This window comes from Dyadobacter sp. HNCC25DJ186, assembly GCF_056895235.1.
This window is the reverse complement of record NZ_JBXHAS010000002.1, coordinates 368,936-385,293: the sequence shown is the minus strand read 5'-3', so window position 1 is coordinate 385,293 and position 16,358 is coordinate 368,936. Positions and strand designations below refer to the sequence as shown.

At 41.7% G+C, this 16,358-nt stretch carries 13 protein-coding genes; 6 read left to right on the top strand and 7 right to left on the bottom strand.

Going from position 1 to position 16,358, the window contains the following annotated elements; translation table 11 throughout:
• Window positions 1-33 precede the first annotated feature (33 nt).
• Window positions 34-225 carry a hypothetical protein gene (locus AC1XUO_RS06490; protein WP_483328956.1) on the top strand — a complete coding sequence of 64 codons (192 nt, stop codon included), beginning with the start codon at window positions 34-36 and terminating at the stop codon, window positions 223-225.
• A gap of 137 nt (window positions 226-362) precedes the next feature.
• Here AC1XUO_RS06490 and AC1XUO_RS06485 read toward each other — a convergent pair whose 3' ends face one another.
• From AC1XUO_RS06485 to AC1XUO_RS06475, 3 genes are all read right to left on the bottom strand, one after another.
• Window positions 363-2,924 carry a TonB-dependent receptor gene (locus AC1XUO_RS06485; RefSeq protein ID WP_483328955.1) on the bottom strand — a complete coding sequence of 854 codons (2,562 nt, stop codon included), beginning with the start codon at window positions 2,922-2,924 and terminating at the stop codon, window positions 363-365.
• A gap of 613 nt (window positions 2,925-3,537) precedes the next feature.
• Window positions 3,538-4,908, bottom strand: coding sequence for a glycoside hydrolase family 28 protein (locus tag AC1XUO_RS06480; protein ID WP_483328954.1), 1,371 nt, complete (start codon window positions 4,906-4,908; stop codon window positions 3,538-3,540).
• 196 nt (window positions 4,909-5,104) lie between these two features.
• Window positions 5,105-5,284 carry a histone H1 gene (locus tag AC1XUO_RS06475; RefSeq protein ID WP_483328953.1) on the bottom strand — a complete coding sequence of 60 codons (180 nt, stop codon included), beginning with the start codon at window positions 5,282-5,284 and terminating at the stop codon, window positions 5,105-5,107.
• Window positions 5,285-5,554: 270 nt separating this feature from the next.
• On the opposite strand from AC1XUO_RS06475, the gene AC1XUO_RS06470 reads away from it, so the two are divergent.
• Window positions 5,555-6,019, top strand: a complete 465-nt coding sequence (locus AC1XUO_RS06470; RefSeq protein ID WP_483328952.1) for a response regulator — start codon at window positions 5,555-5,557, stop codon at window positions 6,017-6,019.
• Between the two features lie 120 nt (window positions 6,020-6,139).
• On the opposite strand, the gene AC1XUO_RS06465 is transcribed toward AC1XUO_RS06470, so the two are convergent.
• Window positions 6,140-6,514: a hypothetical protein gene (locus tag AC1XUO_RS06465; protein ID WP_483328951.1), complete on the bottom strand. Its 375-nt coding sequence runs from the start codon at window positions 6,512-6,514 to the stop codon at window positions 6,140-6,142.
• Between the two features lie 73 nt (window positions 6,515-6,587).
• Window positions 6,588-10,043, bottom strand: coding sequence for a ThuA domain-containing protein (locus AC1XUO_RS06460; RefSeq protein ID WP_483328950.1), 3,456 nt, complete (start codon window positions 10,041-10,043; stop codon window positions 6,588-6,590).
• Between the two features lie 226 nt (window positions 10,044-10,269).
• On the opposite strand from AC1XUO_RS06460, the gene AC1XUO_RS06455 reads away from it, so the two are divergent.
• Together AC1XUO_RS06455 and AC1XUO_RS06450 are read left to right on the top strand one after the other, a co-directional pair.
• Window positions 10,270-11,010, top strand: a complete 741-nt coding sequence (locus AC1XUO_RS06455; protein ID WP_483328949.1) for an NUDIX hydrolase — start codon at window positions 10,270-10,272, stop codon at window positions 11,008-11,010.
• A gap of 194 nt (window positions 11,011-11,204) precedes the next feature.
• Window positions 11,205-12,011, top strand: coding sequence for an alpha/beta fold hydrolase (locus AC1XUO_RS06450; protein ID WP_483328948.1), 807 nt, complete (start codon window positions 11,205-11,207; stop codon window positions 12,009-12,011).
• 63 nt (window positions 12,012-12,074) lie between these two features.
• Here the strand turns inward: AC1XUO_RS06450 and AC1XUO_RS06445 are convergent, their stop codons facing one another.
• Both AC1XUO_RS06445 and AC1XUO_RS06440 read right to left on the bottom strand, forming a co-directional pair.
• A complete protein-coding gene (locus tag AC1XUO_RS06445; protein ID WP_483328947.1) occupies window positions 12,075-12,428 on the bottom strand; it encodes a hypothetical protein in 354 nt (117 codons plus the stop codon).
• A gap of 15 nt (window positions 12,429-12,443) precedes the next feature.
• A complete protein-coding gene (locus tag AC1XUO_RS06440) occupies window positions 12,444-13,838 on the bottom strand; it encodes a purple acid phosphatase family protein (RefSeq protein ID WP_483328946.1) in 1,395 nt (464 codons plus the stop codon).
• A 488-nt stretch (window positions 13,839-14,326) separates the two neighbouring features.
• Between AC1XUO_RS06440 and AC1XUO_RS06435 the strand changes: the two genes are divergently transcribed.
• Both AC1XUO_RS06435 and AC1XUO_RS06430 read left to right on the top strand, forming a co-directional pair.
• Window positions 14,327-15,283: an SDR family oxidoreductase gene (locus AC1XUO_RS06435; RefSeq protein WP_483328945.1), complete on the top strand. Its 957-nt coding sequence runs from the start codon at window positions 14,327-14,329 to the stop codon at window positions 15,281-15,283.
• Window positions 15,284-15,315: 32 nt separating this feature from the next.
• Entirely contained in the window at window positions 15,316-16,104 is a 789-nt protein-coding gene (locus tag AC1XUO_RS06430) for a helix-turn-helix domain-containing protein (protein WP_483328944.1), read from the top strand.
• Window positions 16,105-16,358: the final 254 nt, after the last annotated feature.

Here is a 16,358-nt window from a genome sequence, read left to right as displayed (position 1 = left end):
TTTCAACACAAACTTACCCTCAAATCTTACATGATGAAAACGAACTCAGAAACACTCCATGTTATTGAAAATTTGTTACACCGTTATGCGCAGGAAATTGAAGCGTCGCCGGTGAAACCGCTAACGAAAAAAATTTACATCACAAATACCCAAAATTTTGTGCGATGGATTGCAGGTGACTTCCATCCGGGTAAGGGTGTGCAAGAAAACAGGAAAGGAAGGTAAATTTCAAATGATCACTGTATCAAAACGAACCATGCCATCACCGGGGCAATACAATTATTAAATACTGGATTCCCGTTAAAAAAAAATCATCAGCGAACATGGCTCGCTGATGATTTTTTGTTTAACAAATGTAAAAATCAGTATGTAAATCTTACTGTCACACCATAGGTACGCTGATCACCAACGATGCCTGCATATTGTCCGTAACTTCCCGGAGCAGCCAAAAGTTGTTCGTAATAATTCTTGTTGAAAAGGTTTCTGCCCCATAAGAAGAACGACAGTCCGTTGGAAGCTCTGAAACCAATACGTGCATTGGTAAGACCATAGCCATTGATGTTTAAATATTGCGACGGCGATGCGCTTGAAGAAAATTCTGAACGCAAGAACTCATCAACGGCAGCAAAATAATTACCTTTAAGTCCAACAAAACTTCCCTTAACCACTACCTCGCCGCCAATCGAACCAGACCATTTAGAAATACCCGGGAGCCTGCCACCTGAAACATCCTTAAATGCCTGTGCGCCACCCACTTCTTCCAAAGGTACCGGCGCATTTTCAAAACGTACGTATTTGCCATCTGTGTAAGCAACAGCTGCATTCAGCGTAAGATTTGCAAAACGAATATTTCCATCTAATTCTGCTCCTTGCACCCGTACCTTTTCGGCGTTGGCCAGATAACCGCGGTTAACACCTGGTTCCGGAGTTTGTACCTGTGTCTGATAATCCTTTATGTCTGAACGATATACCGTAAGATTCAGAACCGAATTGCCGGAAGGTCTGGTTTTAAAACCAATTTCCTTATGGTCCACATATTCAGGTTGTACGTTGGCCAGATCAATCAGTACCTGGCCGTTGGCTGTTGGCAAGCCGCCCACATTAACTCCGATTGGCTTATATCCAATCGAGTAAGTTGCGTATGCGTTTAAGTTGCTGGCTGCCTTGTATTGTAAAGAAAGCTGTCCTGAAAAATTTCCTTCCGAATAATCTGTATTGAAGGCCTGGTTACTGTAAACACCATTTTTTAAGGCTAGTAATGCAGGGTCCGTCGTTTGCAAGCCACCGTAGGCAACCCTATTATAATCAACTACTTTTTTGTCATAATTGTAACGAATACCTGGCAAGAGGTGCAGTTTATCTGTAATAACCCAGTCCGCCTGTGCGAATACTGCTAAACTGGTGCTTTTGATCCGGTTTGTTGTACGGATACCAAAATTGTCAAATAATCCAGGTGTTTTCCATAGCGCGCTTGTCGAGCTTTGGGCAAATCTCCATTGTGCAGAACCTGCTTCTTCTGTCTGAACAGGATCCGAGGTTAAGTCTTGCCAAAGGCCAAAAACACCAACGACTCCGCTTAATTTTGGAGAAATTCTTCCTGAATAACGTATTTCCTGAGACCACTGATCATGCTTCGAGTTACCTGAGGAAATCGTAAATACAGGCAATCCAATGTAATCTCTGTCATTCAAGGGAGTCCATTTCCAGTAACGCCAAGCCGAAGTTGACGTCAGCGTTCCTTTGCCAATTTTTATATCGGCATTAACCGAGACTCCTCCCAATTGATTATCTGCTTTCGAAGGCGTATCCAGATCAACCTTACGTTCAAAAGCACTTTTGTATGGAAGTGTGTATCCCAAATCCGTAATGATAGCGTCAAACTGACGATACGCAGCTCTTTTGGTAGGCACAACTCCAGCCACAGGCCATCCGTAACCAGTAGGTTTTTGATCTGAAATATCCCCGATCACCGTGATATTTACATTTTCGCTTGGGGTGTAAAGAATCTGCCCTCTTACGCCGATATTGTTGATATCGTTAATCGGTAGCTGCGTATGAAGGTTGAAAAATGTGCCGTTTCGCTGCGTGCCTGTAAAAGACAGACGAGCCGCCAATTTCTTACTTATTGGGCCGGTCACCGAGGCCTTTGCCTGAATAAAACCCAGATTACCGTAACTCATTTCAAAATTTGCTCCCGGAGTAAAACTCGCAGCTCTGGTGGTAATATTGAAAGCTCCTGCCGTTGTATTTTTACCAAAAAGGGTACCCTGTGGGCCTCTAAGTACTTCAACACGCTCAATATCAATAAAATCAAGGGCAGTCGCAGCAGGACGAGCATAGTAAACTCCGTCTACATAAAAGCCGACACCCGGATCAACGCCGTCGTTTGTTAAGCCGAAAGTAGAACCGAGACCACGGATATTTAACGTCGTGTTTCTCGCATTGGAGGCGTATAACTGCACAGTTGGCACCAGTTCTTTCAGACGATTTACATTGAACGCACCGGCGTCCTCAGCCCTTGTTCCGCCGATAACGGATATCGGAATAGGTACGTCCTGAGCAGATTCCTGACGACGACGGGAGGAAATAACAACGTCTTCCAGCTGTGTGTTATTCGGATCGAGTTTAATTTCAACTTTGCTGTCTGTGATCAGCATTTCCTTCTTTAAATAACCGATATAGGACACGATCAGCGTAAAAGGTAATTTTTGACCAGTAACCAGACTGAATTCGCCGTTTGCGTCAGTCACGTCTCCGTTGGTTGTTCCTTTGATTGTGACTGTCGCTCCTATGAGCGCTTCGTCAGTTTTCGCGTCCAGGATTTTTCCCGATACCGTTGCATTGATCGTCGGATCCTGTGCTGATAAAAATAATGGAAAAAAGATCGAAACTAAAAGGGCAGCCAATTTTAAAACTTGTTTCATGCTTTTGTATTTGGTGGTATCTGTATTTAAAAGATTATTTGAGCGGATAGTAAACCAGTATTTATTCGAGTCTGGATTTATCTTAATCCATTATTTTTTTATGTGAGGCCGTGACAACAACCGGACAGTAGATTAGGAAATAGTAACTTCATAAAATCATGTTTTGTTTACGTGAAGCAAATGTATTAAATTTTATATAGTATATAGACCTAGTAGGGTATAAAAATTTGGATTTTTATTTAAATAAATTTTAAGGATGAATTTTAATACACGAATAGATATTTCAACTTATTGATTTTAAGCGATTTGATAAATTATATCATATTTGCCCGCAACAAGAACAAAATGACCGAGCAGTCGATAAATGGCAGTAAAATAGAATTCGATAAAAAATCTGCCGCGTTTTTTGTTGGCGAAGCTTGCTTACTGACAAGGTTTACGCAAAACAATATCTAGCGAATACCGGGATATTACAATTTCCAGCGCGATGTATATTTGAAATAAAACGGTTGATGAAGCATTGTCAAATTCATAAGACCAAAGAGAGATCGTTAAAAGGATAGAAAAAGCAATATACCTCCGCCGGCTATTAGGCTGGTAGGCAGCCCAATAATCAGTGAACAAGGTTTACCACATCCTGAAACTTTATAGAGTTTCCGGGCGAATCAAAAGTTACGTTTTTGAGTACGAGATTGTCGACATGCTGAAAGTTCCCTGCCTGATCAGCCTGAATTGTTATATCCTGTAAAACGACATTTTCAGCATGGGCCATAAGCCAGGCAAGGAAACTAATGGCTTTTTTCATACCTGTTGCTTTGACATCCCGGATTGATATATTTCGGTATCGGGGTGTTGCTTTTTCGAAAGGCACCTTTATCTTCTGCCACTCATCTACATAATCTTCTCCGGATACTTTGCGTAATGAATATTCGATTGCCACATTTCCATTTTTTATTTCCCATCCCTGGTGTATGATATTTTCAATCGTACCACCCCTACCGGGCCTCGGCTTAAATTTGATAGCCGCTTCATTCCCGTCAGCCTTGCAGTCCCGAATCAGGATATTCCTTACTGCACCTGCGGTCTCCGTTCCAATAGAAACGCCACCATGACCTTTCTTGAAAATACAGTTTTCAATAATAACATTCTGAGTGGGAATGTTGATGCGGAGTCCATCGGAGCCCCTCCCCGATTTAATTGCAATACAATCATCATCCACCGAAATGGTACAATTACGAATGATGATATCACTGCTTGAATCAAGATCAATTCCATCTGTGCTGGCAGCGCGTTTTCCCTCCTCCAAAACAGGATTGTAAATATCCAGATCAAGAAGCTCAACGGCTTTACTGTAACAGATGTGAACAGTCCAGAAACCGGAATTCCGAAGCCTGAGTCCGCTGATCCGTGCGTTGGAAACTTTATCAAACATAATTAGCCGAGGTCTCGGGACGTACCAGTCGATGAGATCGGGATGAACCGTTTTCAACAAACTATCGCGTTTAATCCAGTATGGCTCCCACCAGTAATATCCTGAACCATCGATAGTTCCCTCTCCGCTGAGGCTTACGTTCGTGACATCAATTGCATTTATAAAAGCCGATGGCCAGTCCATTTCAATTCCGGCAATCCTGGTATTTTTTAAAATAGGATAATTTTCAAGTCCATTTACCGCCCTAAGCCTGGCATCTTTATCCACCCTGATCTCGACATTTTCTTTCAAAAAAATAGCTCCTGACGAATAGACTCCGCCGGAGATCAGAACAGTGCCGCCACCTTTCTGCGCACATTGGTCAATAGCTTTCTGTATCGCTTTTGTATTCATTGTAGCGGAATCTCCCTTTGCACCGAATTTCCTGATATCAATCAGCACCTTTGCACTGGTCCGTTTCGCAGAAGTTGCCGGCCCATATTGTCCGCTAACAATCTGTGACCGGACAAAAAGCATAATAACCAGAAGAAAAAATTGTCGTTTATATTTCATTTGAATGATTGGTGGCCGGCGTAAGATCCTGCATTTGGAGGATCACTCTTTAATCTGACGCAGTACTCAATTTTCTCCACCTACATCGTCAGCAATTTTGTTTTATCGTGACAATAATTGAGCCGTAGCTGACCGCTCTTAACGCAAAAGAGGCCAGCTGTTTCCAGTGGCCTCTTCTGAACTGTTATCTTACTGATTATTTCGATTCGCCTTTTTTCTCAGTAACCTCAGCTCTGATTTCCTGAGCAAGTCCCTTCAATTGCTGCATAACACCGCGAACTCTTGTTCCCGCAGCCTTATTTCCTTTTTCGTAAAATGCTTTAAAATCTCCTTCTGCTTCTGTAACTAGCTGCTTAATTTGTTCGTACTTTTCCATAGACTGGTTTTCGTATTTGTTGTGAAAATAAATTGGTTTAATTAAATCCGGCCGCAAAATAGTATTTTCTAATTAACTCTTAACTATATTTTGCAGTCAAATTCGTTAAATTAAGGGTTCTGACCCCATTTTTACGATAAGTTTAGAGATTTTGGTGCTTTTTTGAGACATATCGATGTCGTCGGGCCACCTATTGATAGTGCTTTATTCATGTTGGCCATTTGACCACCTGCCAAATTTTCCTATTTTTGCAGCTGATACCCCTCGGATATGTTAAACGGAAAAACAATTTATATCGTTGAAGATGATGCTGATGACATGCTCCTTATCTCTGAGGCCGTGCATTCGGCCGATAAGTGTATCAAAATCATCTCTTGCGAAAACGGAGAGGAATTAATTGCAAAGATTGAGCTTACTTCTGCTGATCAACCTTCATTAATATTACTGGACATGAATATGCCGAAGATGAACGGCATTGAAACGCTGAGGTATATCAGGTCAAACGCGGCGTTGGATCATATCCCTGTCGTCATGTTGTCTACGGCTGATAATTTAGACTTAATTGAATCCGCTTACAAGGCAGGCGTTAATACTTTTTATACAAAGCCAGCCAATTATCAAGATCTTAAAAGCATAGCACGTGAGCTGACCTCATTTTTCATAAATGGACAGCAAAAATCAGTAGAGATTGAAGATAGCAGTGACGGAAAATGGTTACGAATTAATAAACCTTGACCGAAGTTTCAGAGAGTCTTTTTCAGACACCGTCATTATTAATTTATTCTGTGTTAAATGGCTGAAAAAGCAAACCATTCAACACAGAATAAAGAAATAGCCGGGGCACGGGTTTAAATATTACTTCACACGTTTTGCAGTTGCATCGAACATACCAAGCAGACTTCCTTTCAAATTGTCCTCATCTACTTTTTTCAGGTTTATCGTAACATCATAACCTTGTGCATTAAATGCAAGGTCTATCAAATCTCCATTTTCATCAACGGTGATAGGCGCTTTTTCAGCAGTTGGCTCCGCCGGGTTCGACATTTGCCCGGTCAGCTTGCCATCTGTTCTTTCCAGATCCACGATCATCTTAGAATCTCCATTGGGGGTACCGATAATGGTTACCTCCCACTTACCGACAAAAAAATCAGCGGGTGCAGCAGTTTGAGAATTACTGTTAAAAACAATACCCAATAGTAAAAACAGCCAGACTAGATTAATTTTTTTCATTATTTCAGTTTTTTAAATTGATTAAGATATTTACCAGTTCAATAACACATGTTAAATTTGACGTAAAAGGAAACTAACGTTCCGTGTTTTCCAAAAGCTTGAATTCTGCGCCTATCACAATCAGCAACGAACGTTCTTCGGCCTTCGGATTTACAAAAACAAGGTACAGATCATGTAGTTTGCCTACCGAATTTGATGGATTTTTCACAGGTACAGTCAGTAACGTTGGTTTGAAGTCCAGCGCCTCCGAAGGTTCCAATACAGCAGATTCTCCAATTAAGGCACCGGTTGGACTATCCATCCGCAATTCAACTTTTCCACCTGCCGCGTTTAGCTGTGCCTTTGGGGCCATTGCCTGTAACTGTAATTCTGAAATAGCATTCAGATCAATTTGTTTCAAAACCATGTAAGAGCCCGGCTTGGAAGCAATCGCAAGATTCATCCCGTTGTTGGAGATCTTCATGATGTTTTCATAGTCGTCAAAGCCGTGCACATCCATTTTTGAATTTCTAAGCGCAAAAGACTGCTCGGATCTGACAGACGGAAGCCCGCTTGCTCCGCCATCCTCGTAAGCCGCTCTGACAATAAAGACTCCTTTCCCCTTGTCTCCCGATGGCACTTTCGCAACATATGTTCCTTTCAAAGGCAATGATTTTTCCTTTGGTTTTTCGTTACCAATATTCAGAATGTACTTGACCATTTCAGAAGCATCCCTGGCAGACAACTGCGGATGCGCCGCCATGGCAGTTTCGCCCCACACTCCGCCACCTCCGGAAATTACTTTTTTAGTCAGTTTTTCCACGGCCGAATTATCACCTTTGTATTTTGCAGATATTTCCCGATAAGCAGGACCAATTGACTTTTTGTCGACACTGTGACAAGCTTTACAATCACTGGCTTCAATAAGTTTTTTCCCATTTGCAAATAAAGCACTGGCATCGGCGGAACGGTGTCCCTGCGCCACGGCGATCTTGTCAAAACCTTCCGCAAGGTAGTCGATGTTAACGGCTACCTGCTCCGGATCGATACCTTTTCCTAATGAGCCGTCTTCTTTGTCATTAACCTTGATGTCATAACTAAATGGCTTATTAGCCGCATAGAATGATTTGTTACTACCAGGCATTTCCAGCGTCAGAACCGGCGGTTCGTTTCCAACAGTAACCTCCATCGACTGCGAACTGATTCCACCTTTTCCATCATTTACTGTTAATGTGGCCTTGTAAACACCTATTTTGGTAAGTATTAAACTTGCGTCTCGTGTATTTACAATTTTCTGAAAACCATTTTTTGATGAAATTTTCCAGGCATATTTCAGCACGTCATCATCTGCATCGGCGGTGCCTTTCGAGCTAAGTTTGAGCGTCATGGGTGCAGCTCCCCCCATTTTGTTGGCACTGATTTGAAGCTGAGGTTTACGGTTTCCTCCGTTATACTCAATCCGGACCAGCCGCGCGTCATTGTTTGCAGAAAACCAGCCTGTACCATATTCAAGCATATACAAATCGCCATTTTCGGCAAATTCCATATCCATTGGATTGGAGAATTTATAACTTGGCATGAAACGCTCCATTGAGGCAAAATCGCCTTTGCCGTCCATCGTCACGGCCATGATCCAACCCCTCATCCAGTCATAAGCGAGCAGTTTGCCGTTGTAATAATCAGGAAAAACACCAGGCGCATTTTTGAATTGGTCGGCATAAAAAACGGGACCTGCCATAGCATTTCTTCCGCCTGATCCTACCAACGGGAATTCCTGGGACGCTGCATAAGGGTACCAGATGAACGCTTTTTGTGCGGGAGGCAACACCCTCAGCCCGGTATTGTTTGGTGAGGTATTGGAAGGTGCGTTTTCATCCCAACGATCCAGTGATTTTTTATTTTTAAAATCATATTTGGTGTACGCTTTATTATCACCAACAAAATGAGGCCAGCCAAAATTACCTGCTTTTCGCGCCTGCCCTACCTCGTCATGACCTGCCGGACCTCTGGCAGAATCTGGTTTAGAAGCATCCGGGCCGACCTCCCCCCAGTATACGTAGTCTGTTTTTTGGTCGATCGAAATACGAAATGGATTTCGATGCCCCATTGTATAAATTTCCGGCTTGGTATCTGGGGTGCCTTTTGGAAAAAGATTTCCGTCCGGGATCGTATAAGTGCCGTCCGCCTGCGGTTTTATACGTATGATTTTCCCACGAAGATCGTTCGTATTCGCAGAAGATTTTTGTGCGTCCCAGGCACTTCTTCCTTCTTGTTCGTCGCTTGGACTAAAACCATTGGAGCCGTGTGGATTAGTATTATCTCCCGTCGAAAGATATAAATTTCCTGCTTTGTCCCACGCAATTGAACCTCCCGTATGGCAGCATTCTTCACGTTGCGTTGCTACATCTAAAAGGACTTTCTTCGATTCCATCACCAGTTCATCACCGCGCAGCTCAAACCTCGCCAACACATTTTTTGGCTCCTCAGGAACGGAATAGTAAAGATATATCCAGTGATTCTGTGCAAATTTCGGATCCTTGTTCAGCCCAAGCAACCCGTCTTCACCCATTGATTCCTTTCCTTGTTTATTTTTATATTTCACGCTAACAGGAATTTTCGCAATGGTTTTCAACTCCTTCGTTTTTGTATTATACAACCGCACCTCTCCTTTACGCTGAATAAATAGAATCCTGCCATCGTTTAAAACGCTCAATTCCATCGGTTCATCCAATTTTTCTTCCAGGATCACTTTTGTGAAACGGTTTTCTTCTGGCCTGGATTTTTTGTAGTCCAACGGTTTCGGAGCATCCCCTCCGGCAGCATAATTTATTCCTGCCAATAGGTGATTCAGGAAAATAGGTTCTGAGAATGTTTCATCCGTATGACCCATTGCTGTGTAAAACGAACGACCGCCATCAAACTCCTGGTACCAGCTAATCGGATGAAAGTCAGGATTCTTCCCTCCTATGTAACTTTTTTCATCAATTTTCAGGACGACATTGATTTTCGGAGAGATGTCTTTAAAGCTGTAAAACTCATCTTTTCGCTCAAACTCATCCGGCATACCTTGTGTGGACCAATGATTTTTTTCAGTTACAATAAATCTGCCGTTTTGCACATTGCTCGGCGTCATAGGATGATCCAGAAAATAAGCGCCTGCCAATTTCCCATACCACGGCCAGCCGTATTCCGTATCCGTAGCGGCATGGATGCCGACGTAACCTCCGCCGGCCTGGATATACCTTTCAAAAGCAATTTGCTGCTCATCATTCAGGATATCGCCAGTGGTATTTAAGAATAATACAGCATTGTACTTTTTAAGATTCTTATCATTAAACTGAGTGGCATCCTCTGTGAAACTTGCCGTAAAGCCCTTCTCAGTTGCCATTTTCGCCAGTGCCTTTTTTCCGGCATCTATCGAAGCATGTCTGAAAGCACCTGTTTTACTAAATACAAGAATATTGACCGAAGGCTTTTGTGCAAAGGAATATTGCGGTAATAAAAACAGGCCCAGGTATATGAGCCTAAAAAGTATAGATTTTACCTGCATCTTGAAGAAGAATTAAGTTATGGATTGTCAAAAGTATCACAAATTTTAATTATTGTCTACAAGCTAGACAATAATTATTTTTATGTTTTAAATTTACATTGTACAATCTTCCATAAAAATATGTTTTGCATTGTCGGACCAGAATAAAAGCTTTTCTTTGACAGGGATTACACTTAGAACAAGATCAGGAAAGAGAGATTCGTAACAACAACAGAAGCGATATAACATGCATAACATAAGTGAACAGGATTTTATTCAGCAACTTTCGATCGATTGCGTAATTTTCGGATATGAGGAAAAAAAACTAAAAGTACTGGTTTCAACACTCAATTTTAACGGAGATTTCCAGGCTCTTCCAGGGGGCTTTGTTTATCAGAACGAAGATATCGACGACGCAGCCAGCAGAACGCTAAGGGAACGTACCGGTATCAGCGAAATTTATCTGGATCAGTTTTATGTTTTTGGAAAAGCGGCCCGGAATAGCCAAATTTTTCTTGATGAATTGATCAGATTGAATCCGCAAATGCTTGTCGACGATAAACAAAATAAAGATCAGTACGACTGGTTCACCAAGCGATTTGTGTCCATAGGCTATTATGCGCTCGTGGATATCAAAAAGGTGATTCCGACAAAAACAGATCTGGATAAGACTATTCAATGGTGTAATGTATACGAATTGCCGGATTTGATTATTGACCATAATGACATTGTCTCCAAAGCACTTGATAGCCTGAGACTTAATCTGGATAAAAAACTTCTGGCATTTAACCTGCTCTCTGAAACCTTTACGATGAAGGATGCCCAGGAACTTTATGAATCCATTTTTAATAAAACATTTGCGCGGAACAACTTTCAGAAGAAAATTCTTGATATGAATGTTTTGGAACGTCTGGAAAAAAAGTATACAGGTGCGGCCAACAAAGCTCCTTTTTTATACAAAATTAAAGATTTGAACGCATCCGGATAAACAGGCATCAATTGCTGCGAAACAGGATAAATTATTCCAAATACCCCGCATGATTTCGTAAACAACCCACGCCGGATTTCGCGGCAAGCCAATAAATTTGGTTTAAATTTTTGTGAAATATGAAAGGGATACCTGTCGTTTTTTTAACGACGATAAGTTTAACCGCCTGACGCCCAAACAAAACCTTGCAATCAATGAACATAGAAAAAACTACCACTTTCGGCACGACAAAATTCGAAAGTGGCTATGCCGATGTTAATGGTATTAAAATGTACTTCGAAGTATATGGGGCGGGATTACCGCTTGTATTGATTCATGGCGGCGGATCCACCATTCAAACTACCTTTGGACGCATGATCCCAAAGCTGGTAACTTTCAGAAAGCTGATCTGTGTGGAATTACAGGCGCACGGGCGTACAAATGACAGAGACACAGAACTAAGTTTTGAACAGGACGCAGACGATGTTTACACACTGCTTAATAATCTGAAAATAGAAAAGGCTGATTTTTTCGGATTTAGCAATGGCGCAAATACGGCTCTCAAGATTGCGATCCGGTATCCTGAAATATGCAGGAAAGTGATTGCCGGATCTATGCTTCTGAAACGGGACGGCACATTTCCGCAATTTTGGGAATTTATGGAAAACGGCACCTTCGATCAAATGCCGCAGCAGTACAAAGATGCCTTCCTTGCGGTCAATCCGGATCGATCCAAACTTATGAATATGTATCAGAAATGCGCGAACAGAATGATCCAATTTAAAGATTTTATCGATGACGACATCAAGTCGATTCAGCCGTACGTTCTTTTGATCAACGGTGACGCTGATGTAGCAACGTCTGAGCATGTTTTAAAAATGTCAAGATTAATAACTCGATGTGATCTGGCTATTATTCCTGGCGGACATGGTGAATACATCGGAGAAATTACTACGATCAGCGGCGACAAAGACACTACATTCGTTGCACCGCTTATCGAAAAATTCCTTCGGGATGATTAGCTTATACTTAAAAGTAGATCGGGTGAAAATAATATTTCATATTTCCCAAATTTCATCAACGTTTCAACACATCAAATTAGCACACACCCATGTGCCTGGCATCATGGTACGCTTCGGAGTCAGGGAAAATGAACCATAATTTTGCTCATACTCTTTCACGGCCGACCGGATTTGTTTCGCTGATATACCGCTGTATTTGATTTGCATAGCTTTGATTTGCGCAGGCCCCAATCGTTTCAGTTTCCAGTATTTTGGATGACTTTCGCCTATCACAGCATGAAAATCTTCGTCCTGGGAATCTTTAATCAACACATCAATATCAATCGATACCTTCGAAAGATCCTCCGACAAATTCCCTTCAATAATCACTTGAATCAATCTTCCGTTCGGATGTTTATAAACTTTAAATCTTTTCATTTTATGGTTTGTTGATTATTTAACCGCTTTCCTTTGCTTATATTTCAAAAAGCGCTCATTGTATTCTTTCAGATCTGCTTCTTTAAAACGTTTCTGTAAATCTTCCGGCAGGTCCAGGCGTTCCTGCATTTTAAGAGACGGTGCCAGTTCAACCAAAGTGTTTTTTCCCTTCGCGTCTTTCAGCAAATCAAAAGCATCGTAGGTATCACCGTTTACCGTGTAAGCTTTAAAGGATAATTTGTGATGATCAACATGTAAGACCTGATAAAGCTGTGTATTTGAAGCCGCTCTGTCCATCCAGTTTTCCAGTCCAAGCTCATACATTTTAGGACCACTGACCGACACAACATAAATCGGACCGTCCGGTTTTTTTCTGCTTTGTCCAAGCGGGATATTGATGCCACGCGCATAGGTATGGTCATGTCCCTGCAAAACAATATCGACATGATATTTTTTGTAAAGAGGCTCCATTCTTTCGCGCCACGTTTTGTTGTCTCTCCCGTCTGCAGTTGAATAAATTGGATGATGATGAAAAACAACCGTCCATCGGTTTGGATTGTTTTTACACGTTTTTTCAAACCAGTCGGCCTGCTTGTCCATGACCTCCGGCCTGTTTATGGCTTCCTGAGAATTAAGCGAGATAAATCTTACGCCTTGATAATCGATAAAATAAGAAGTCTCGGCAAGCCCTTCGGGTCCGTTTTCGGGTAAGGCAAATTGTGGCCTCCAATGTTTGGAAATTACGCCGATCTGGTTGGCATCCTTATAATATTCGTGGTTTCCCGGCGCTGACAAACTAGGAACCATCCCGTTGATCCAGCCACCTGCCTCAAACCATTCACCCCATTCATAATCAACATTGGCGCGGTTTATCAAATCTCCCGCATGAATGATCAGATCGGCTTTCGGAAGCGTCGCGAAAGCACCGCGTATCGTTCTGGACCAAAGAGACCGAATGTCATTTTGGGCATCTCCGAAATACAGAAAAGAAACTGGTTCACTTTTGTCCGAAGCCGTTTTGAAATGAAACCACTCACTCCATTGCGTCCCGTTACCCACGCGGTAGACATACTGAGTGGCCGGTTTCAGATCCGTAAAATCAGCTTCATGATAATTTACCATCTTACCATCGATCGAAACTTGCTGGGTTTTTGCTTTTATTATGCGGGCATTTTTAGGGAAATCCGGTGAAGGGTCTGCTTCATGTATGGCTGCAACACCTTCTGACACGGTCGAATCGGTGCGCCAGTTTACCGCTTGTGATACAGCAGGATTTCCTTTGAAACCTAATATAACACGGTCTGGGAATAAAGACGCAGGGTAGGATTTATTCGCCTGGGCGCGGGCATTTGAAGATAATAAACTTGTTACTAAAAATACGATAAGAAGGGGCTTGAAATATGCTTGCATTTTGAAAAGGTAGCGTTTATAGGTGCAATAATAGACGAATCTAAGTAAGTTCCACCAAAAATCAGATTAACAAAATGTGAAATAAACACACTTTTAGCAAGCGGCAACTCCAATTTACATTTACTCAAATTAATAGAAACGTCCATCGTCTGAACAAAAGCGATTGTTATCAAAATGACATCTTATTCAAAAAATAGTGACATCGTTTTGACGCACATAATACTAGACATGATATCATAAGCCTACTTCTTCCCTGAACGATGGTTTCGATTTCAGGCTAAAAAAAGATTGTGAATTTGATCACCAGCCGCCCCAATACACACCACCCGGTCTGACCCTGACAACAAAGAAAATTTGACCTTTACAACAAAGTAGCGCAACCATTCTTTGTCGAATTTTGCATCATAGTAAATCAATGGCTAAACAACTCCGGGATTATGCTGAATCAGAAACCGGGATCAACTTTCAATTCTAAAATTTAGAACAAAATGAACAACAACGTATTAGTAACAGGCGGAACCGGATTTGTCGGTATCCATACCATTTTACAATTATTACAACAAGGTTATAACGTAAAAACAACACTCCGCTCGTTATCCAAAAAGGAGGTTATACTTCACGCATTGGCAGAAACAGGCATCATCGATTTTACTAATTTATCTTTTTATGAGGCTGAATTAACCGGCGATAAAGGCTGGAAGGAGGCTGTGGCTGACTGTGAATATGTTCTACACATCGCATCGCCATTTCCTGCGCAACAACCAAAAGATGAAAATGAGCTGATTATTCCAGCCAGGGACGGAGCATTGCGTGTTTTGAAAGCGGCCCGGGATGCCGGTGTAAAAAGGGTTGTACTTACCTCCTCTTTCGCAGCCATTGGTTATAGCAAAGATCCCCAAAACCACGTTTTCACCGAAGCCGACTGGACCGACGAACAGGCCCCAATTATGCCCTATATCAAATCAAAAACTATAGCAGAAAAAGCAGCCTGGAATTTTATTGAAACGGAAGGCGGTAATATGGAGCTGGCTGTGATTAACCCGGTGGGTATATTCGGTCCTGTGATGGGTGATATTTCATCAGCTTCGCTGGATATGATCGTGAAAGGAATCATCAGTGGCTCGGCTACTGAAAGTCCGGCTTTTACAGTTGGCGTGGTAGATGTTCGCGATGTCGCCGATCTTCATATCAAGGCAATGTTGCATCCACAGGCTAATGGACAACGCTTCCTGGCAACTTCCGAAGGTTCGTTCAGTTTTTACGATGTGGCGCAGCTTGTTAGGAAAGAACGTCCTGAATTAGCCGCTAATATTGCAGAGATGCAGCCTACGGATGAAAAGTATTATACACAAATGTCAAATCAGAAAGCAGTGGAAACACTTGACTGGCACCCGGCAAGCAAAGAATCTGCGATCCTTGCAAGTGTTGATAGTCTGTATAATTAGTTAAATTCGCAAGCAAAATCAAGCGCTGAAAAGTGAAATTCAACGATATTCAATCCTGCCATCTGGGCCCGGAAATCTCGCCTGAACAGTTTATACCAGAACATTTTTTTCTGTATTTACTGAAAGGTTCGATGAAGGCCTTTGATGGTCACAAAAACTATCAGATGGTTCCTGGCGATTATTGTATTGCCAGGAAAAACCATCTTGTACGTTATACCAAGTATAAAGATAAGGACGAATTTGAGAAGATAATTATTACACTGGACGAGTCGTTTTTAAAAAAATTTTTACACCGACACCCATTTTCCATTGAACCCACAGATCAAAACGACTCATTTCTGTTTGTACCGGAAAACAAACTGATCAAGAATTATATTCTGTCTCTGGAACCTTACTACACCGGGGATTTGCAGCTGGACACGACTTTTGCTGATATAAAAAGAGAAGAATTATTGATGATTTTATTGAAGTCTGACACGGACCTTGCCAACGTATTCTTCAATTTTGGTATTCCGGAAAAAATCGATCTCGAAGCCTATATGAACCGCAACTTCCGTTTTAACATCAACCTGGAACGTTTTGCTTTTTTAACCGGAAGAAGTTTATCTTCCTTCAAACGTGATTTCCAAAAAACTTTTGGGAATAATCCCGGAAACTGGCTGAAAAAGAAAAGACTGGAAGAAGCCTATTTTCAGATAAGCCAGCACAAACAAAGGCCCAGTGATGTTTATCTCGAAGTCGGCTTTGAGGACCTGTCGCATTTTTCATTTGTTTTTAAAAAAGAATTTGGCCGAACCCCATCGGAAGTTCTGCATCCATGACCCAGTTTGAGGTTCATAATCATACAAGATTGCCATTAAGCCAATGTTTGAGATAATCAAATCCCGTTGTTCAAGACTGACTTCTTAAATTTTTATTAAATCTCGAAAAAATATAAATCATCACCATTCGTATATATAGACCGTTTTCGTTCTATTATCTCAGAATTAGTATAAATTAAGCCTTTATAATATTTTACACTTTAGGGATTGGCACGAAAATAGCTAGGGTATGAATACACATGGCTAACTGTTGA

Coding starts and splice junctions, on each gene's coding strand:
- AC1XUO_RS06435 (WP_483328945.1), top strand. CDS start 14,327: ATGAACAACAACGTATTAGTAACAGGCGGAACCGGATTTGTCGGTATC.
- AC1XUO_RS06450 (WP_483328948.1), top strand. CDS start 11,205: ATGAACATAGAAAAAACTACCACTTTCGGCACGACAAAATTCGAAAGT.
- AC1XUO_RS06480 (WP_483328954.1), bottom strand. CDS start 4,908: ATGAAATATAAACGACAATTTTTTCTTCTGGTTATTATGCTTTTTGTC.
- AC1XUO_RS06455 (WP_483328949.1), top strand. CDS start 10,270: ATGCATAACATAAGTGAACAGGATTTTATTCAGCAACTTTCGATCGAT.
- AC1XUO_RS06470 (WP_483328952.1), top strand. CDS start 5,555: ATGTTAAACGGAAAAACAATTTATATCGTTGAAGATGATGCTGATGAC.
- AC1XUO_RS06465 (WP_483328951.1), bottom strand. CDS start 6,514: ATGAAAAAAATTAATCTAGTCTGGCTGTTTTTACTATTGGGTATTGTT.
- AC1XUO_RS06440 (WP_483328946.1), bottom strand. CDS start 13,838: ATGCAAGCATATTTCAAGCCCCTTCTTATCGTATTTTTAGTAACAAGT.
- AC1XUO_RS06460 (WP_483328950.1), bottom strand. CDS start 10,043: ATGCAGGTAAAATCTATACTTTTTAGGCTCATATACCTGGGCCTGTTT.
- AC1XUO_RS06490 (WP_483328956.1), top strand. CDS start 34: ATGAAAACGAACTCAGAAACACTCCATGTTATTGAAAATTTGTTACAC.
- AC1XUO_RS06475 (WP_483328953.1), bottom strand. CDS start 5,284: ATGGAAAAGTACGAACAAATTAAGCAGCTAGTTACAGAAGCAGAAGGA.
- AC1XUO_RS06485 (WP_483328955.1), bottom strand. CDS start 2,924: ATGAAACAAGTTTTAAAATTGGCTGCCCTTTTAGTTTCGATCTTTTTT.
- AC1XUO_RS06445 (WP_483328947.1), bottom strand. CDS start 12,428: ATGAAAAGATTTAAAGTTTATAAACATCCGAACGGAAGATTGATTCAA.